Here is an 18329-nt window from a genome sequence, read left to right as displayed (position 1 = left end):
TGTGGCGATGCCAGAACAAGATCAAGAACATGGAGATGAAGCGCGCCGCGACGAGTTGACCGGGCTGCTGGCCCGGGCTGCCGTGCTGGTGATCGATGACGAGCCAGGCATGCGCAATTTCCTGGTGAAGACGTTGCGTCTCTATTGCCGGGAGGTCGTCGAGGCCGAGGACATCGAGCAGGCCGAGGCCCTGATGCGTCAGATGAGCATCGACGTCGTGCTGCTCGACAATGTCATGCCCGGACGCAACGGCATCGAATGGCTGGCCGAACGGTATCGTCAGGGGAGCATCGCCGACACCATCGTCGTCACGGCCTATGCCGACCTGGATACCGCCATCGAGGCCATGCGTGCCGGCGCCCGGGACTTCATTCTCAAGCCGGTGCGTGCCAACCAGGTGCTGAACGCCGTGCGTCGCTGCATCGAGCTTGGCCAGCTCAAGCGGGAGAACGCCCTGCTGCGCCACGAGTTGCAGAGTGTCGATATCTGGCGACGGCGCCGTAGTGAACTCATCGGCGATTCCGAGGAAATCGAGGAGGTGCGCCGAACCCTGGAGCGGGTGGTCAACATGCCGACGCCGATCCTGGTGTGCGGTGAATCCGGGACGGGCAAGGAAGTCGCGGCGCGGCATCTGCATGCGGCTTCGGAGCGGGAGTCGCACCCCTTCGTGGCGGTGAATTGCGCGGCGATTCCCGCCGACATGCTGGAAATCGAGCTGTTCGGTCATACGCGCAATGCCTTCGCCGGTGCCGAGGGGCATCGCGAGGGGCTGCTGGTTTCCGCCCAGGGTGGCACGGTCTTTCTCGACGAGATCGGGGAGTTGTCGGCCGCCGCGCAGCTGGCGCTGACGCGGGTGCTCGAGGATCGCACCGTGCGACCGGTGGGAGGCGAGCAGGAAGTGCCGCTGGATTTGCGCTTCGTGTGCGCGACGTCCAAGGATCTGGCCCAGGAGGTCGCGGCGGGACGTTTCCGGGAAGATCTCTATTTCCGGGTCAATGTCATCGAGATCAAGATGCCACCGTTGCGCCGTCGTGGCGCGGATACCCTGGCGCTGGCCGAGCTGTTCATGTCCGAGATCGCCCGCCAGCTGGGGCTGGCGCGACTGGAGATCGATGCCACCACGCGGGCGGCTATCCTGCGCCATCGCTGGCCGGGCAACATTCGGGAGCTGCTGAACTTCATCGAGCGTTCCTTGATCTTCGGCCGTTTCCCGCTCGAGACGCTGGCGCCGCCGCCCGAGACCGAGATCGAGACGCTGGAGGTCGTTGAACGACGCCAGATCCTCGATGCCCTGGAGGCGACCCATGGCAACCGGGCCGAGGCGGCCCGGCGGTTGGGCGTCTCGCGCAAGACGGTGGACCGCAAGTGCGCCGCCTGGGGCATCTGACATGAAGCGGGGGCTGCCATCCTGGGCGCGTTCGGTGCGCGTGCGGCTGCTGGTCATTGCCCTGCTGCCGATGCTGGTGTTGTTGCCGCTGTTGCTGGGCATGACCGTATGGCGCTGGTCCGGCAAGGTGGATGATCTGCTGACGGTGAAGGTCAATGGTGACCTGACCATTGCCCACCAGTACATGGCGCGACTGCGCGAGAACTCGGGGGACCGCATCGAGGCGCTGGGGGCGTCCGTCGCCTTCGCCGAGGGCATGGCACGGCCCGACACCGGCACGGCGTCGGACTTCCTCGAGCGGCGCCGCCGCGCGCTCGGGTTCGACTTCCTTTACGTGGTCACGCGCAGCGGGCGCATCATTCCATCCGACACGCCCGTCGGGGCGGACGTGTCGGCTTGCGACTGGCCGGTGGTGCGTGCGGCGCTCGATGGCGCCACGCGCAGTGCGGTCGATGTCTTCGACCATGAGCAATTGGCGGCCTTGTCGCCAGCCTTGGCCGAGCGGGCGAGAGTACCGCTCGTGCCGACCCGTGCGGCGAAGCCTACTTCCCGGGACGTGGTCGAGGACGGCATGGTGCTGCATGCGGCGGCACCGGTCCGGTTGCCGGGCGGTCAGCGCGCAGCCCTGGTCGGAGGGCGGCTGCTCAATCGCAATCTCGATTTCATCGATACGATCAATGGCCTGGTCTATCGCGATCGTAGCCTGCCCGAGGGCAGCCAGGGCACGGCGACCCTGTTCCTCGACGACGTCCGCGTCTCGACCAATGTGCGACTGTTCGAAGGCGAACGCGCGCTCGGTACCCGAGTCTCGGCGGAGGTTCGGTCGCAGGTGCTGGAGCGGGGCGAGGTCTGGCTCGATCGTGCCTTCGTGGTCAACGACTGGTACATCTCCGCCTACGAACCCATCGTCGATAGCCGTGGCGAACGCGTCGGGATGCTCTATGTCGGCTTCCTCGAGACGCCGTTTCGCGAGGCGCGCATCGACAGTTTGTTGCTCATCGCGACGATCTTCCTGGCGATCGCCGTGCTCTCGGTGCCGATCTTCCTGCGCTGGGCGCGGCGCATCTTTCGCCCTCTGGAGCGCATGAACGACACCATCGGTCGCGTCGAGGCGGGGGATCTCGGGGCGCGCATCGGCACGGGCGGCGGCCGTGGCGAGATCAGCCGCGTGGCCCGCCATCTCGATGATCTGCTTGATCAGGTTCAGGAGCGGGATCGTCGCCTGCGGGGCTGGGCAAGCGAACTGAACGACAAGGTCGCGGAGCGCACTCGGGATCTCCAGGAAGCCAATCGACGCCTGGAGCGCACCACCGAGCAGCTTGTGATGTCGGAGAAGCTCGCTGCGGTCGGCGAGATCACCGCCGGCGTCGCCCATGAGATCAACAACCCCGTGGCGGTCATCCAGGGTAATCTGGATGTAGCCCGCCAGACGCTCGGCGCGCGGGCCGATGAGGTCGCCACCGAGTTCGATCTGATCGACGATCAGGTGCATCGCATCTCGGCGATCGTCACCAAGCTGTTGCAGTTCGCTCGGCCCGGCGACTTCTCGGGATCGGCCAATCGCTTGGTGCCCGCCGAGGTGATCGATGATTGCCTGGTACTGACGCGCCACCTGTCGAGCAAGGCCGACGTCACCCTCAAGCGGGATGACCGCAGCACGGCGACCATTCTGGTGGAGCGCACCGAGCTGCAGCAGGTCATCATCAACCTGGTGGTGAATGCCATCCATGCCATGCCCGAGGGCGGCACCCTGACCTTGGAGACCGAGGATCGCGAGGCCGAAGGGATGGCGGGCGTGGCGATCATCGTCACGGATACCGGACGAGGGATGGCGCCCGAGGTGCTCAAGCGCATCTTCGATCCCTTCTTCACCACCAAGCGCGCCCAGGGGACGGGACTCGGTCTGTCGATCAGCCAGACGCTCGTGGCCCGTGCCGGGGGCTGGATCGAGGCGACCAGCGAGGAGGGTGCCGGCAGCCGGTTCACCGCCTGGATACCGGCTTTCCAGTGAAAGGGTCAGAATGTCCCGTTCTGCCGCGATGGCGTAGAGCGGCGAGGACAATTCGACCACGGCAATGCCGTCGAGAGCCTGGTGTCGACGACAAGATGTCTTTCTATCTAGTTGATAATAAAGAGTTTTGTTTGACGGCGATGGGCCGGAGACCCATTCTTCCGTGGGTGTGACAGCGTGTCGCATCACGACCTGAAAGCGCCTCCGAAGAGGATGCGCGGTCAACACGGGAGACATGACAACAATGAGCAACGCCAACTCTCGCGGCATGTTCTCTTTCCTGCTGAAAGAGCACATCGTCGCCAAACCTGGTTTCAATCGCTGGCTGGTGCCCCTGGCTTCCATCGCGATTCACCTGTGCATCGGCTCGGTGTATGCCTGGTCCGTCTTCAATCCGGCCTTGACGCGACAGCTCGGCGTGGTGGCGCCGGCCGCCGGTGACTGGAATCTGTCCGCCGTCGTCTGGATCTTTTCCGTGGCCATCTTCACTCTCGGGCTCGCCGCGGCCTTCGGTGGCAAGTGGCTCGAGGAGGTCGGGCCGCGGATGGTCGGTGTAGTCTCCGCCTTCTGCTGGGGCGGTGGTTTCCTGGTCGGTTCCGTGGGCATCGTCAGTCATCAGCTGTGGCTGATCTATCTCGGCTATGGGGTCATCGGCGGCTGCGGGCTGGGCCTGGCCTATGTTTCGCCCGTCTCGACCCTGATCCGCTGGTTCCCCGATCGTCGAGGCATGGCGACCGGCATGGCGATCATGGGCTTCGGCGGTGGTGCCATGATCGGTGCGCCGCTGATCGGCTATCTGTTGAACGCCTTTGCCGAGGCGCCGACCTACCTCGGTAGTGCGGAGGCGCTGGAACTGATGACCGAGGCAGGACGTCGTTTCGCCGAGACGGCCAATGGTCAGGTCGAGGTGGTCGTCGCCTCGGCAGCCCAGGCTGCCGAACTGCCGGGTGGCGGCGAAGCCGGCGTCTATGCGGTGGGCACGGGAGATACCGGGGCCGCCGCGACCTTCGTCACCCTGGGGGTGGTCTACTTCGTCATCATGATGCTGGCCTCCTTTAGCTATCGGGTGCCGCCGGCCGACTGGAAGCCGGAAGGCTGGACGCCGCCCGAGGAGCGCGATGACAAGGTGATGATTACCCGCAACCACGTGCACATCAACCAGTCCCTCAAGACGCCACAGTTCTGGCAGATGTGGATCATGCTGTGTTTCAACGTGACCGCGGGGATCGGTGTCATCGGCGTGGCCAAGACCATGATGACCGAGATCTTCGGCTCCACGATGCCAGGCATCGTCACGGCGTCGTTCGCCTCGGCCTATGTGCTCATGATTTCGGTCTTCAACATGGTGGGGCGCTTTTTCTGGGCCTCGACATCGGACTATATCGGTCGCAAGAACACCTACCATTGCTTCTTCGTGCTGGGCACGCTGCTCTACATGTCGATTCCCTTCCTGGCATCGGCCGTCAGCAGCAATCCGCATGTCATCTATCTGGCAGGATTCTATGCGGCGACCATGGTGATCTTCACCATGTACGGGGGAGGCTTCGCGACCATTCCGGCCTATCTGGCCGATGTCTTCGGCACTCTGCACGTGGGTGGCATCCATGGCCGCATTCTCACGGCCTGGTCGACCGCCGGTATCCTGGGCCCCTTCGCCATCACCTTCCTGCGTGACATGTCGCGCCACAACGCCATCACCGAGCTGGCCGCCAAGGTGGATCCGGCGGCATTCCGGGAGGCCTTCGGGGCGCCGGTGGCACAGCTGGAGTCGCTGGTCGAGGCGAACACGGTCACCATCGCGCGACTGATGGAGATCGCGCCGCCCGGGACGATGGATCCGACGTCCAGCCTCTACAACACCACCATGTATGCCATGGCGGCGCTGCTGGTGATCGCCTTCTTCGCCAACCTGTTCATCCGCCCGGTGGGCGAGCGGCATCATGTGGAGAATACCCACCCCGAGGCGGCGCCAGCGAAATAAGGCGCCAGGCAGTCGGCATGACCGACGAAAACGGGGTCTCGCATTCGCGAGGCCCCGTTGCATCGAGGGAAAAGGTGCACTCAGACGTCGTCGCGGAAGACGCGATCCTGGCGCGGCAGCACGAGGTTGAGCACGATGGCGCACAGCGCACCGGGGATCAGGCCGGACTCGATGATCGCTTGTACGTTCTCGCTGTAGCCGGCGTAGATACCCTCCTGAGCCGGCAGGCCGATGGCCGCCGACAGCGAGATGCCGATGATCACCATGTTGCGCTTGTTGAAGTCGATATGGGAAAGCATCTTGATGCCGGCGCTGGCGATCATGCCGAACATGATCAGCACTGTGCCGCCCAGCACGGCATTCGGGATGCCCGAGACCAGCCCACCCAGCTTGGGCAGCAGGCCGGCCAGCATCAAGAAGCCCCCGCCGATGGCCACCACGTAGCGGCTGACGACCCCGGTCAGGGCGACGATGCCGACGTTCTGGCTGAAGCTGATCTGCGGGTAGGCGTTGAAGATGGCGGCGAAGACACTGGCCAGGCCATCGGCCATCACCCCGCCGGAGAGCTCCTTCTTGGTCGGCTCGCGGTCCATGCCGCCCGAGGTGGTACCGACGATGTCGCCGATGGATTCGGCGCAGGTGACCACCGCCAGCAGGACTACCGGCACGATGGCGGCAAGGTGGAACTCGATGCCGATGGCCAGGGGCACCGGCAGCGAGAACCAGTCCGCCTGGGCGACCGAGCCGAAGTCCACGTAGCCCAAGGCGGCGGCAATGACGAACCCGATGACCAGCCCGATCAAGGGCGCGGTTTCGGACCAGATGCCCCGACCGAACTGGTGCAGGCCCAGGATGATTACCAGAACCAATGCGGCCAGCAGCAGGTGATGGGGAGCCCCGAAGTCTTCGGCACCGAAGCCGCCAGCGGCATAGGCGAAGCCGACCGGCATCAGCAGGGTGCCGATCATGATCACGAAGGTGCCGGTCACCACTGGTGGGAACAGGAAGCGTACCCAGGGCAGGAACAGGCCCACCAGTGCCATGGCGACCCCGCCACACAGCGCCGCGCCGAGCGCCGCGGGGACGCCCATGCCCACGGCAATGGGAATCAGCACCGGCACGAAACCGAAGCTGGTACCCATCACGATAGGCAGGCGGGCGCCAATGGGGCCGAGCCCCAGCGACTGCACCAGGGTGGCGACCCCGGCCACGAACATGGCCGCCTGGATCATCAGAGTGGTCTGGGCCTCCGAGAGATCGGCGGCGCCGGCAATGATGATGGGGACGGTGACGTTGCTGACGAACATGGCCAGCACGTGCTGGATGCCCAAGGGGATAGCGCGTGCCAGCGGCGGCATGGCATTGACGTCATGGGTGCTGCGTACCCGCGGCTGATCAGCCTCGGTGGCGGCATCGGGTGTCGACATTGGGTATCTCCTGTTGTCGTTGTTGGAAACCCGTTGGTGAGCCGTCCCGCGACGACGCGCTTTCAGAGTGCGCGTCGCAAGGCGGCGGCGGCTTCGTCGTGATGGGCCAGCAGGGCATCGAGATCGACACCCACCGGCCGGCCCTCGGTCACCCGCCACTGGCCGGCGACCATCACGCGGTCCGCGCGATGGGCACCGCACAGCAGCAGGGCGGCGATCGGGTGGTCGGCACCGGAAAAGCGTGCCTCGTCAAGCGAGAACAACGCCAGGTCGGCCTGCTGGCCGGGCGCCAGGCCACCGATGTCGGTACGTCCCAGGCAGCCTGCGGAGCCACGGGTGGCCCAGCGGATCACATCGTCATGGGTCACCTGGCTCGGCGAATAGCGTAGCCGTCCAAGCAGCAGCGCCTGGCGCATTTCCTCGGCGAGATTGGAGTGATCGTTGGAGGCAGAGCCGTCCACGGCCAGTCCCACCGGACAACCGGCGGCTTCCAGGTCCAGGGTGCGGCACATGCCGGAGCCGAGCACCATGTTCGACGAGGGGCAGTGGGCGATGCCGGTGCCGGCGGCACCGAGGCGTGCCACTTCATCGTCGTTGAAGTGGATGCCATGGGCCAGCCAGGTGCGATCGCCGAGCCAGCCGGTCGCTTCCAGGTAGTCCAGCGGGCGCATGCCGAACAGGCGTTGACAGTAAGCCGTCTCGTCCTCGGTCTCCGCCAGATGGGTGTGCAGGCGCACGTCGCGGGCTTCGGCCAGTCGCGCGCTCTCCTGCATCAGCTCGCGACTGACCGAGAAGGGTGAGCAGGGTGCCAGTGCCAGGGTGATCATGGCGCCGTCGCCACGCTCATGATAGGCGTCGATCAGCCGGGCGCTCTCGTCGAGGATGGTGGTCTCGTCCTGCACCACCGATTGCGGCGGCAGGCCGCCGTCGTCGCGACCCACGCTCATCGAGCCGCGGGTCAGGGCTGCGCGCACGCCGAGACGGCGGGCGGTTTCCACCTGGACGTCGATGGCCCGGGTCAGGGCACCGGAGAACACGTAATGGTGATCGGCCACCGTGGTGCAGCCGGACATCAGCAACTCGACCATGGCCAGCTCGCTGGCCAGGGCCATTTGCGACTCGTCGAGGTTGGCCCAGACATCGTAGAGGCTGGTCAGCCAGGGGAAGAGTTCCTTGTTCAGCGCCGGGGAATAGGCCCGGGTCAGGGTCTGGTAGAAATGATGATGGGTGTTGACCAGTCCCGGTAATAGGACATGGCGGGAGGCATCGAAGGTGGCGTCGACTCGGCACTCGGGGGTGCCGCCCGCCGGTATCGCTTCGACGATGCGCGAGCCCTGGACGACCACGCCGCCTGCGGCGCCGGTCTCGCTGCAGGCGAGTGGATGCTGGATCCAGAGAGTCGGTTCGTTCGAGGTCATCAGTGGAGTCCTCCTCGGGTCCCGCGCTCACGCGGCCCCTGCCAGTGGCAAAGGGTTACCCAAGTCTCATGATCGACCTGAGCCTTGGTTCAGGTGCCTTTGTATTTGTGTGTACTCATGGTTCAACAATCACGAGTAGTGATTGTGTACAAAATGCGAGTCCTGCGTGCGACTGTCAAGTCATACCGGAGAGTGAGGGATCATGGAATGTCGTTCGGCGCACCGGGCCACTATCCTCGAGCTCAAGGATAGTGGCCGGCAGCTCGCCCGCCTGTGGCGGACGAAAGGGAGGAAAGGTGCGGCTCGGCGCGGTAGCGAAACACGGAAGGGCGCCGGCCGATCGGAAAGGTGGAGGCTGAGCGGGCGGATGCGACGGCAGAGGCACCCGCGCTCGCAGCGGCTCAACCCTCGAAGCTGGTTTCCGAGTAGAGCACCCTCACGCGCAAGGTGTGCGACACCTTGCTCAAGGCTTCCAGGGCGCGGGGGCCATATTCCTTGTCCACATCGATGACCACGTAGCCGATGCGCTCGTTGGTCTGCAGGTACTGGCCGAGGATGTTGATGTCGTCCTCGGAGAGCACCCGGTTGATCTCGGACATCACGCCGGGCACGTTCTCGTGGATGTGCAGCAGGCGGTGCTTGCCCGGATGAGCCGGCAGGGCCACTTCGGGGAAGTTCACCGAGGTGATGGTGGTGCCGTTGTCGGAGAAGGTCACCAGCTTCTCGGAGACCTCGATGCCGATGTTTTCCTGGGCTTCCAGGGTAGAGCCACCGATGTGCGGGGTGAGGATGACGTTGTTCAGGCCGCGCAGCGGGCTGACGAACTCTTCGTTGTTGCCCTTGGGCTCGACCGGGAAGACGTCGATGGCCGCACCGTTGAGGCGGCCGGCCTGGAGGGCCTCGGCCAGCGCCTCGATCACCACCACGCTGCCGCGGGAGGCATTGATCAGGATGCTGCCCGGCTTCATCAGGCCGATCTGCTCCTCGCCGATCATCCAGCGCGTGGAAGGCAGGTCCGGCACGTGCAGGCTGACGATGTCGGCGCGGGCCAGCAGCTCCTCGAGGCTGCCCACCTGCCGGGCATTGCCCATGCCGAGCTTGGTCACCACGTCGTAGTAGATGACATCGAAGCCCAGTGCCTCGGCCAGTACCGACAACTGGGCGCCGATGCTGCCATAGCCGATGATGCCCAGCGTCTTGCCTCGGGCCTCATGGGAATTCTTGGCTGACTTCAGCCAACCTCCCTGATGGGCGCTGGCGCTCTTCTCGGGGATACCGCGCAGCAGCATGATGGCCTCGGCCAGCACCAGTTCGGCCACCGAGCGGGTGTTGGAGTAGGGCGCGTTGAAGACGGGGATGCCGCGCACCAGGGCCGCATCGAGATCGACCTGGTTGGTGCCGATGCAGAAACAGCCCACGGCCACGAGCTTCTCGGCGGCGGCGAAGACGCGCTCGTTGAGCTGGGTACGGGAACGGATGCCGATGAAGTGGACATCGCGGATCTTCTCGATCAGCGTTTCTTCGTCCAGCGAGGTCGACAGGTGTTCGATGTTGGTGTACCCGGCATTCAGGAAATTGTCCACCGCGCTCTGGTGGACGCCCTCGAGCAGCAGGATCTTGATCTTGCTCTTGTCCAGGGACGTTTTGGCCATGGTCGAATCAACCCCTTCTTTGGTGCGCGCCGCATGCGGTTGAGCAGGTGAAGCCTGAGCTTGCCAGACGCCCTTGGCCCTGGCCGCGACAGGCTCTAGGAGGGCCAATATCCTACCACAGCCAGGTCCGTTGCGGATGAAAATGCCGCGTTGTCTGCATGAGCGGTCTGCATGATGCAATGGCCGGCCCAGGGGCGGGGCAGACGACCCCCGGGGGGGAAGGTGTATACTATCGCCCTCATGGTGGGATGGCCGACGAGGGTAGCCATGGCGGGACAGGACAAGCAGCGACAGGACACCGAGGAGACGGCGCCGGCGGATTTCGCGGCGACTGTCGAGCGGCTGGAAGCGCTGGTGGAACAACTGGAATCCGGTGAGTTGTCGCTGGAGGCGTCGCTGACGGCCTTCGAGCAGGGGGTTCGCCTGACCCGTGATGCCCAGCGGCGTCTCGACGAGGCCGAGCTGAAGGTCCGGACGCTGACCGAAGGCGAGGACGGCGGCATCGATCTCAAGCCTTTCGCGTCATCCGAGGAGGCCGATGGTGAACATTGAACGCCTGATGGCCATGGATCGACGCCGGGTGGACGAGCGCCTGGAAGCGCTGCTCGCGCGTGGCGAGACGGTGCCCTCGGCGCGTCTGGATGCGGCAATGCGCCATGGCGTGCTGGTCGGCGGCAAGCGCCTGCGGCCGGTGCTGGCCTATGCCGCGGGTCGCGCCCTGGGGGCTGACGACGCGTCGCTCGACGGGCCGGCGATGGCGGTCGAGCTGGTGCACGCCTATTCCCTGGTCCACGACGACCTGCCGGCCATGGACGATGACGATGTGCGTCGAGGGCGTCCCACCGTGCATCGCGCCTATGACGAAGCTACCGCCATCCTGGCCGGCGATGCGTTGCAGACCCTGGCCTTCGAGGTGCTGGCCGATACGGGGCATCCGCGCCTGCCGGCGATGGTCGGAACCCTGGCACGTGCCGCCGGACGCGATGGCATGGCGGCAGGGCAGGCGCTGGACCTGGACGCCGTGGGCGGCCATCCCGACCTGACGGCGCTGGCGACGATGCACCGCCACAAGACCGGTGCGCTGATTCGTGCCGCCGTGCGCCTGGGCGGCTTGGCCGCAGTGGGCGAGGACGATGAGCGGCTGAATGCGCTGGAACGCTACGCCGCCGCCATCGGCCTGGCGTTCCAGATTCGCGATGACGTGCTCGACGTGACGGGCGACACGACCGTTCTCGGCAAGGCGTCGGGGGCGGATGCTGCCCGTGACAAGCCGACCTATCCCACGCTGCTGGGGCTGGAGGGGGCCGATGAGAAGGCCCGCTCCCTGGTGGACGAGGCCGTATCGGCCCTGGCGCCGCTGGGCGAGGCCGGCAGCGTGCTGGCCAACCTGGCCCGATACATGATCGAGCGTGACCACTGAACCACAGGGCCAACATGAAGCTGTTCGATGACATTCCGGTCGAGCGCCCGGCTACGCCGTTGCTCGACACCTTGGAAACACCGGCCGCGCTGCGTGCCATGAACGAGGCCCAGCTGGCGCAGGTGGCCGACGAACTGAGGGCGTATCTGCTCTACAGCGTGGGCGTCTCCGGCGGCCATTTCGGTGCCGGGCTCGGTGTCGTGGAGTTGACGGTGGCACTGCATCATGCCCTGGAAACGCCCCATGACCGCCTTGTCTGGGACGTGGGCCATCAGGCATATCCACACAAGATTCTCACCGGCCGCCGCGAAGCGATGCAGCAGATCCGCCAGTTCGGCGGTCTGGCGGCCTTCCCGCGCCGCAGCGAGTCGGAGTACGACACCTTTGGCGTGGGACATTCGAGCACCTCCATTTCCGCTGCCCTGGGGATGGCGCTGGCCGCACGTACCCGCGGCGAGGAGCGCCGGGTCTGCGCGGTGATCGGCGATGGCGCCCTGTCCGCCGGGATGGCCTTCGAGGCCCTGGCGCATGCTGGCCATGTGGATGCCAATCTGCTGGTGATCCTCAACGACAACGAGATGTCGATCTCCGAGAATGTCGGCGGCATGGCCAGCTACCTGGCGCGGATCCTGACCAGCAAGCCCTACACCAGCATGCGCGAAGGCGGCAAGAAGGTGCTGTCGCATCTCCCCGGTGCCCTGGAGCTGGCCCGACGCACCGAAGAGCACATGAAGGGCATGGTCAGTCCGGCGACGCTGTTCGAGGAGATGGGCTTCAACTATATCGGTCCGCTCGACGGTCACGATCTTCCGACCCTGGTTCAGACGTTGCGCAACATGCGCGATATGGAAGGTCCGCAGTTCCTGCACGTGAAGACGCGCAAGGGGCGTGGATTCCTGCCCGCCGAGGCCGATCCGATCGGCTATCACGCCATCACCAAGCTGGAAAAGGGCGAGCCCGACAAGAAGCGCAATACGCCGCCACCGCTCAAGCCGAGCGAGCCAGTGGGACCGACGCCGCGCAACGATATATCGCGCCCGAAGCCGCGCAAGTATTGCAACGTCTTCGGCGACTGGCTGTGTGACATGGCGGCGGTGGATGACCGCCTGATCGGCATCACCCCGGCCATGCGCGAGGGGTCGGATCTGGTCCGCTTCTCCCAGGAGTACCCGGAACGCTACTACGATGTGGCGATCGCCGAGCAGCATGCGGTGACCCTGGCGGCCGGTCTGGCCTGCGAGGCGATGAAGCCGGTGGTGGCCATCTATTCCACCTTCCTGCAGCGCGGCTACGATCAGCTCATCCATGACGTGGCGGTGCAGGATCTGGACGTGACCTTCGCCATCGATCGTGCCGGTGTGGTGGGCGAGGATGGCCCTACCCACCATGGGGCGCTGGATCTGGCATACCTGCGTTGCGTACCGGGCATGGTGGTACTGGCGCCTGCCGACGAGGCCGAGTGCCGTGCGTTGCTCAGTGCCGCCTATTATCATCCGGGGCCGGCTGCCGTGCGTTATCCGCGCGGCACCGGTCCCGGCTCGGAGATTCCCGAGCATCTCGAGGCGCTGCCGATCGGCAAGGCCGAGGTGCGTCGCCGTGCCGGCGGCGATGGCCCTCGGGTGGCGCTGCTGGCCTTCGGCAGCCTCAACGGTCCTGCCGCCGAGGTGGCAGAGCGCCTCGATGCCACCCATCTCAACATGCGGTCGGTCAAGCCGCTGGATCGTGAGGCGGTGCTGGCGGCGGCCGACGAACATGACCTGCTGGTGACCCTGGAGGAAAACGTGGTGGCTGGTGGCGCCGGTAGCGGTGTCGGTGAGCTGCTGGCAGCGGAAGGACGCCGGACGACGCTGCTCCACCTGGGGCTGCCCGATGCCTTCGTCGAGCACGGCAAGCCGGCGGAGTTGCTCGTCGAGTGTGGGCTCGACGCCGACGGGATCGAGGCCTCGATCAAGCGCCGCCTCGGCTGAGGGGCATGCGCCCCACGATGAACGGCGTCTCTCGACGGCAGTCGAAGACGCCAGCCGCATCGCGTCGGTTCTTTCCGGGGTGCTATGCTCCCCGCCATCTTTGCGAGACGTGCTTCAAGGAGTCGACATGCTGGCCATGGTGCTGATTGGTGGGTTGCTGGGTTTTCTGGTCGGCGGTCCGTTGGGCCTGTTGATCGGGGGCGGCCTTGGCTACTGGCTCGTCCGGCGGTTGCGCCGGAGCATGCTGGGCCGCTTGGCCGGGGTGCAGGCGCAGTTTCTCGAATCGACCTTCGCGGTCATGGGGTGCATGTGCAAGGCCGATGGCCGGGTATCCGAGGCCGAGCTCGATGCCTCCCGGCAACTGTGGGATCGCCTGCGACTGAGTGAGGAACAGCGTGCCAAGGCGCGGGCCGATTTCACCCGTGGCAAGCGCGAGGACTTCGACCTCGAGGCGGAACTGGCCAAGATCCGCCAGATCGTGGGCAGCCAGCCGGCCTTGCGGCAGGTGTTCCTGCAGGTGCAGCTTGCGGCCATCGCCGCCGATGGTCAGCTTCATCCCTCCGAGCGCGACATGCTGATGCGGGTGGTGCGCGGGCTGGGCTGCTCCGAGGCCGAGATTGCCCAGATCGAGGCCATGCTGAGAGGCGCGGCCGAAGGCGGCGGCACCACGCATGAAGTGTCGCTGGAAGATGCCTACCAGGTACTGGGCGTGTCGTCCGAGGCCAGCGATGCCGAGATCAAGCGTCAATATCGCCGCCTGATGAGCGAGAATCATCCCGACAAGCTGGCCGCCAAGGGATTGCCGGAGAATATGCGCGAGATGGCCAAGGAGCGCACCAGCGAGATCGGCAATGCCTACGAGCGTATTCGCAAGGCACGTTCCGCCGATGCTGCTTGAGGGGGCTGGCGGCGAAGCGGCCTTTACGGACACTTGTCAGACCAGGCCTTCGTCTTCTTTCTTCATCAGAGCCCACGCTTTCCGGAATGTGACATGACGGTTGCCGGGGCGCTTGGGCCGGCATAGGATGCGCGGCGACCCGCCGTCCCGGTGGGGACGTCGCCCTGCCTCGGTCCGGCCAAGCGATTCCGAGGCGTTCTTGCGGTGATCGACAAGAATTCCAAGGAGACCCCAGATGTCTTTCGGTCTGTTTTCCCTCCTGCCGCCCGTGCTGGCCATCGTGCTGGCGCTGGTGACGCGCAACGTGATACCAGCGCTGTTCTGCGGCGTCTGGCTGGGTGCCACCATGCTCAGCGGTGGCAATCCGGCGGCTGGCCTCTATGCCAGCTTCAACGACTTCATCATTCCAAGCGTGGGGGATGAGTGGAGCGTCACCGTCTTGATCTACTGTGGCCTGTTCGGTGTGCTGATCACGGTGCTCCAGCGCACCGGCGGTGCCCAGGCCATCGCCCGAGCCATTTCCGAGCGAGTTGCCTCGCGCCGCGGCGCCCAGGGCGCGACCCTGGGCCTGGGGGTGCTGATCTTCTTCGAGGACTACTTCAATGCCCTGACGGTGGGCAGCGTGATGCGTCCGATCACCGATCGAATGAAGGTCTCCCGTGAAAAGCTGGCCTACATCGTCGATTCGACGTCGGCTCCCATGTGCCTGCTGGGTCCGGTGTCCACCTGGGTGGTCTTCGTGATGGGGCTGATCGGCACGCAGCTGACCTCGATGGGGGTGGACGGTTCCGAGTACCTGATCTATCTCTCTTCCATCCCGTTGAACTTCTATGCCTGGCTGGCACTTGGCCTGATCGCCTTCATCGTCATCACCCAGTGGGATTTCGGCCCCATGGCGCGTGCCGAACATCGCGCCCGGACGACCGGAGAAGTACTGGCCAAGGATGCCACGCCGCCTTCCGACCGGGAGGTTGCCGAGATGGACGTGATTCCGGAGGCCCAGGCACGCAAGCGCAACATGCTGGTGCCGATCGCCGTGCTGGTGCTGATGATTCCGCCGATGTTCCTGTGGACCGGCAACTATCCCGAGAATGGTCTGGTCACCGCCGTGGGTGAGGCCAATGGCGGCCTGTCGATCCTGATTGCCACCTTCGTGGCGGTAGTCGTCGGCCTGGTCATGGGCATGCAGCAGAAGCTCTTCAATTTCCGCGAGTCCATGGATATCGTCGTCTCCGGGATCAAGAGCATGACGCTGGTCTACATCATCCTGACGCTGGCCTGGTCGATCGGCAGCGTGACCTCGGAGCTGGGAACCGCCGATTATCTGGTGACCCTGGCGGAGGCGAACATTGCGCCGAGCCTGGTGCCGGTACTGCTGTTCCTGATCGGTGCCCTGGTTGCCTTTACCACCGGCACGTCCTACGGGACCTTCGCGATCATGATCCCCATTGCCATGCCGGTGGCGATGGCCATGGACCTGTCGTTGTCGCTGGCCATCGCCGCGGTACTCAGTGGTGGCATCTTCGGGGATCACTGCTCGCCGATCTCCGATACCACCATTCTCTCCTCGGCAGGCTCCTCCTGCGATCATATCGATCATGTGCGCACGCAACTGCCCTATGCGATGTGCGCCGGGCTGGCCGGCATCCTGGCTTTCTTCATCGCCGGCCTGACCGATAGCGCCTTGATCGGCGGCCTCGCGGGTGCCGTGGTACTCGTGGTGACCGCCGTCGTGCTGCGCTCCCTCTGGGGTGGGACCCGGTCGCGTGACAAGGCACTTGCCGATTGAACCGAGTTGTTATCGTGCATGAAAAAGGCCCCTCTGAGAGGGGCCTTTTTGCGTCGGGGCAAAAGCACCAGTGCTTCAGTGCCTGGCTCAGGTGGTGGCTTTTCGAGCCGGCGCCAGGGGATCGCCTGTCACGGCGATGTCTGTCTCATGTTGCTGCTGGGCGCGCAGCTTGAGACGGGCCTTGGCCATGGCGTCGCTACCACCTTCGGCGACGAGATCGGAAGACGCATCTGCCTGGACCTGAGCCGTCGGTGCATGCTGGCTGACGGCGGACAGCGGCTCGCTGAACTGCAGGGTCCGCTCGGTAGCGTGATCTGCCTGGGCGGCCAGGGGCAGGGCGGCGAGCAGCAGGCTGGCGGTCATCAGTTTGGCTTTCATCTCGGGTACCTCGCTTGCGATGTTTTGATAACATGCATTCTATTAGCGAGCTAAGTGTGAGACCAGAGAAATATATCGATCGATGCGATCGATACAGGCTATTTATATCGTTCGGGGGGTGCTGTCAGGGCTTTCGTTCTATATCCACGGCGTCGGCCGGCGTGAAATCGCCCAGTGCCATCATGTGACCGAGCTTGCCGGCCTTGGTGGACAGATAATGCTCGTTGTGCGGATTGAGTCCCGTGGTCAGGCCGACTCGCTCGACCACGTCCACGCCGACCCGGGTCAGGGCCTCGACCTTGCGGGGATTGTTGGTCATCAGCCTGAGCGAATTGATGCCCAGGTGTTCGAGCATTGGCAGGCAGAGGTCGTAGCGGCGCAGGTCGGCGGAGAAGCCCAACTGCTCGTTGGCCTCGACGGTGTCGGCACCCTGGTCCTGGAGATGGTAGGCACGGATCTTGTTGAGCAGGCCGATGCCGCGGCCTTCCTGGCGCAGGTAGAGCAACACGCCTCGGCCCGCCTCGGCAATGCGCTTGAGCGCCTCCTGGAGCTGATAGCCGCAATCGCAGCGCATCGAGAACAGGGCGTCGCCGGTGAGGCACTCGGAGTGCACGCGGCCGAGCACGGGCTGGCCGTCGGCGACATCGCCCAGGGTGAGGACGACGTGATCCTTGCCGGTGGCTTCGTCCTCGAAACCGTGCATGGTGAAGGTGGCCCAGGGTGTGGGTAGCCGGGAAGCGGCGATGTAGCGAATCGTCACGATGTACCTCGATGAAGGACCGGGCGTGGCCGTCGGGATGGTTTCATTCTATCAGGAAGGTGAGTCAGGCTCACGGTCGGGTCTGATGAGTTACAATGGCGGCCACATTTTCCGTGGATGAGCGAACGCATGGAACTCGAGAACGACCGCCTGCTGCGCGCCCTGGCGCGTCAACCCGTGGACCGCACGCCGGTCTGGATGATGCGCCAGGCAGGCCGATACCTGCCGGAATATCGCGAAGTGCGTGCCCAGGCGGGCAGCTTCATGGACCTCTGTCGTGACCGTGACAGGGCCTGCGAGGTGACGCTGCAACCACTGGAGCGCTACCCGCTGGATGCCGCCATTCTGTTCTCGGACATCCTGACCATCCCCGATGCCATGGGGCTGGGCCTGTACTTCGAGACCGGTGAGGGGCCGAAATTCCGCAAGCCGGTCCGTACGGCCGAAGCGGTGGAAGCCCTCAGTCTGCCCGATGTCGAACGCGACCTGGATTACGTGATGAACGCCGTCGCGACCATCCGTCGCGAACTGAATGGGCGTGTGCCGTTGATCGGCTTTTCCGGCAGTCCCTGGACGCTTGCTACCTACATGGTGGAAGGTGCCTCGAGCAAGGACTTCCGCCATGTGAAGGCCATGCTCTATGACACGCCGGACACCATGCATCGGTTGCTCGACCTGCTGGCACGGGCGGTGACGGACTATCTCAATGCCCAGATTCGCGCCGGTGCCCAGGTCGTGCAGATCTTCGATACCTGGGGCGGGGCGCTGTCGACACCGGCCTACGAGGCCTTCTCGCTGCGCTACATGAAGCAGATCGTGGATGGTTTGATCCGCGAGCGCGAGGGGCGGCGCGTGCCGGTGATCCTGTTCACCAAGAACGGTGGCCAGTGGCTCGAGGCGCAGGCGGCGTCCGGTGCCGATGCGCTGGGCTTGGACTGGAGTACCGAGCTTGCCGGCGCCCGGGAACGGGTCGGACAGCGTGTCGCGCTTCAGGGCAACCTGGATCCCAATGTGCTGTTCGCCCATCCCCGGGCGATCCGTGACGAAGTGGCGCGGATCCTCGACAGCTACGGCACGGGACCTGGCCATGTCTTCAACCTGGGGCATGGTATCAGCCAGTTCACCGATCCCGAGCGCGTCACGGCTTTCATCGAGGCCCTGCACGAGTTGAGTCCTGCCTATCATCGGGGATGATGGCGCACCGGATCATCCTATCTTGCGGGCCGTCGCGAACATGCATG

At 65.1% G+C, this 18329-nt stretch carries 14 protein-coding genes; 9 read left to right on the top strand and 5 right to left on the bottom strand.

Annotation, left to right across the window (positions count from 1 at the left end):
* Positions 1 to 7: 7 nt before the first annotated feature.
* From A9O65_RS08035 to A9O65_RS08025, 3 genes are all read left to right on the top strand, one after another.
* Positions 8 to 1387 (top strand): sigma-54-dependent transcriptional regulator, encoded by a 1380-nt coding sequence (locus A9O65_RS08035; RefSeq protein ID WP_064701824.1) that lies wholly within the window; start codon positions 8 to 10, stop codon positions 1385 to 1387.
* Between the two features lies 1 nt (position 1388).
* Entirely contained in the window at positions 1389 to 3398 is a 2010-nt protein-coding gene (locus A9O65_RS08030; RefSeq protein ID WP_064701823.1) for a sensor histidine kinase, read from the top strand.
* A gap of 244 nt (positions 3399 to 3642) precedes the next feature.
* Positions 3643 to 5379: an OFA family MFS transporter gene (locus A9O65_RS08025; protein WP_064701822.1), complete on the top strand. Its 1737-nt coding sequence runs from the start codon at positions 3643 to 3645 to the stop codon at positions 5377 to 5379.
* A gap of 80 nt (positions 5380 to 5459) precedes the next feature.
* Here the strand turns inward: A9O65_RS08025 and A9O65_RS08020 are convergent, their stop codons facing one another.
* The 3 genes from A9O65_RS08020 to serA form a co-directional block, all read right to left on the bottom strand.
* Positions 5460 to 6806 carry a uracil-xanthine permease family protein gene (locus A9O65_RS08020; protein WP_064699858.1) on the bottom strand — a complete coding sequence of 449 codons (1347 nt, stop codon included), beginning with the start codon at positions 6804 to 6806 and terminating at the stop codon, positions 5460 to 5462.
* Between the two features lie 62 nt (positions 6807 to 6868).
* Positions 6869 to 8224, bottom strand: a complete 1356-nt coding sequence (locus A9O65_RS08015) for an 8-oxoguanine deaminase (protein WP_064699857.1) — start codon at positions 8222 to 8224, stop codon at positions 6869 to 6871.
* 401 nt (positions 8225 to 8625) lie between these two features.
* The gene (gene serA, locus A9O65_RS08010) at positions 8626 to 9876 is read right to left on the bottom strand and encodes a phosphoglycerate dehydrogenase (protein WP_064699856.1); all 1251 of its coding nucleotides are present in this window, start codon (positions 9874 to 9876) and stop codon (positions 8626 to 8628) included.
* A 267-nt stretch (positions 9877 to 10143) separates the two neighbouring features.
* Here serA and A9O65_RS08005 point away from each other — a divergent pair, with 267 nt between their 5' ends.
* The 5 genes from A9O65_RS08005 to A9O65_RS07985 all read left to right on the top strand — a co-directional run bounded on the left by A9O65_RS08005 (position 10144) and on the right by A9O65_RS07985 (position 15950).
* Positions 10144 to 10428, top strand: coding sequence for an exodeoxyribonuclease VII small subunit (locus tag A9O65_RS08005; protein ID WP_064699855.1), 285 nt, complete (start codon positions 10144 to 10146; stop codon positions 10426 to 10428).
* Positions 10415 to 11296: a polyprenyl synthetase family protein gene (locus A9O65_RS08000; RefSeq protein ID WP_139180667.1), complete on the top strand. Its 882-nt coding sequence runs from the start codon at positions 10415 to 10417 to the stop codon at positions 11294 to 11296. The genes A9O65_RS08005 and A9O65_RS08000 overlap by 14 nt, the downstream gene beginning before the upstream one ends.
* 14 nt (positions 11297 to 11310) lie before the next feature.
* Complete coding sequence (gene dxs, locus A9O65_RS07995) at positions 11311 to 13263, top strand: 1-deoxy-D-xylulose-5-phosphate synthase (protein WP_064701821.1); 1953 nt, start codon at positions 11311 to 11313, stop codon at positions 13261 to 13263.
* A gap of 127 nt (positions 13264 to 13390) precedes the next feature.
* Complete coding sequence (gene djlA, locus A9O65_RS07990) at positions 13391 to 14161, top strand: co-chaperone DjlA (RefSeq protein WP_064699853.1); 771 nt, start codon at positions 13391 to 13393, stop codon at positions 14159 to 14161.
* A gap of 235 nt (positions 14162 to 14396) precedes the next feature.
* Positions 14397 to 15950, top strand: a complete 1554-nt coding sequence (locus tag A9O65_RS07985; protein WP_064699852.1) for a Na+/H+ antiporter NhaC family protein — start codon at positions 14397 to 14399, stop codon at positions 15948 to 15950.
* Between the two features lie 87 nt (positions 15951 to 16037).
* Here A9O65_RS07985 and A9O65_RS07980 read toward each other — a convergent pair whose 3' ends face one another.
* Both A9O65_RS07980 and ribA read right to left on the bottom strand, forming a co-directional pair.
* Positions 16038 to 16328: a hypothetical protein gene (locus A9O65_RS07980; RefSeq protein WP_064701820.1), complete on the bottom strand. Its 291-nt coding sequence runs from the start codon at positions 16326 to 16328 to the stop codon at positions 16038 to 16040.
* A 124-nt stretch (positions 16329 to 16452) separates the two neighbouring features.
* Complete coding sequence (ribA, locus tag A9O65_RS07975; RefSeq protein ID WP_064699850.1) at positions 16453 to 17088, bottom strand: GTP cyclohydrolase II; 636 nt, start codon at positions 17086 to 17088, stop codon at positions 16453 to 16455.
* 129 nt (positions 17089 to 17217) lie between these two features.
* Between ribA and hemE the strand changes: the two genes are divergently transcribed.
* Positions 17218 to 18282 (top strand): uroporphyrinogen decarboxylase, encoded by a 1065-nt coding sequence (gene hemE, locus A9O65_RS07970; RefSeq protein WP_137055260.1) that lies wholly within the window; start codon positions 17218 to 17220, stop codon positions 18280 to 18282.
* The last annotated feature ends 47 nt before the right edge of the window (positions 18283 to 18329 follow it).

The sequence above is a fragment of the Halomonas caseinilytica genome, from assembly GCF_001662305.1.
Classification (GTDB): Bacteria; Pseudomonadota; Gammaproteobacteria; order Pseudomonadales; family Halomonadaceae; genus Halomonas; species Halomonas caseinilytica.
The sequence above is the reverse complement of the archived record's forward strand: the minus strand, read 5'-3'. Positions and strand labels throughout refer to the sequence as shown.

Bases quoted from the DNA above. Each gene is read 5' to 3' on its own strand.
- A9O65_RS08035 (WP_064701824.1), top strand. From the start codon at position 8: ATGCCAGAACAAGATCAAGAACATGGAGATGAAGCGCGCCGCGACGAG.
- A9O65_RS08030 (WP_064701823.1), top strand. From the start codon at position 1,389: ATGAAGCGGGGGCTGCCATCCTGGGCGCGTTCGGTGCGCGTGCGGCTG.
- A9O65_RS08025 (WP_064701822.1), top strand. From the start codon at position 3,643: ATGAGCAACGCCAACTCTCGCGGCATGTTCTCTTTCCTGCTGAAAGAG.
- A9O65_RS08020 (WP_064699858.1), bottom strand. From the start codon at position 6,806: ATGTCGACACCCGATGCCGCCACCGAGGCTGATCAGCCGCGGGTACGC.
- A9O65_RS08015 (WP_064699857.1), bottom strand. From the start codon at position 8,224: ATGACCTCGAACGAACCGACTCTCTGGATCCAGCATCCACTCGCCTGC.
- serA (WP_064699856.1), bottom strand. From the start codon at position 9,876: ATGGCCAAAACGTCCCTGGACAAGAGCAAGATCAAGATCCTGCTGCTC.
- A9O65_RS08005 (WP_064699855.1), top strand. From the start codon at position 10,144: ATGGCGGGACAGGACAAGCAGCGACAGGACACCGAGGAGACGGCGCCG.
- A9O65_RS08000 (WP_139180667.1), top strand. From the start codon at position 10,415: ATGGTGAACATTGAACGCCTGATGGCCATGGATCGACGCCGGGTGGAC.
- dxs (WP_064701821.1), top strand. From the start codon at position 11,311: ATGAAGCTGTTCGATGACATTCCGGTCGAGCGCCCGGCTACGCCGTTG.
- djlA (WP_064699853.1), top strand. From the start codon at position 13,391: ATGCTGGCCATGGTGCTGATTGGTGGGTTGCTGGGTTTTCTGGTCGGC.
- A9O65_RS07985 (WP_064699852.1), top strand. From the start codon at position 14,397: ATGTCTTTCGGTCTGTTTTCCCTCCTGCCGCCCGTGCTGGCCATCGTG.
- A9O65_RS07980 (WP_064701820.1), bottom strand. From the start codon at position 16,328: ATGAAAGCCAAACTGATGACCGCCAGCCTGCTGCTCGCCGCCCTGCCC.
- hemE (WP_137055260.1), top strand. From the start codon at position 17,218: ATGGAACTCGAGAACGACCGCCTGCTGCGCGCCCTGGCGCGTCAACCC.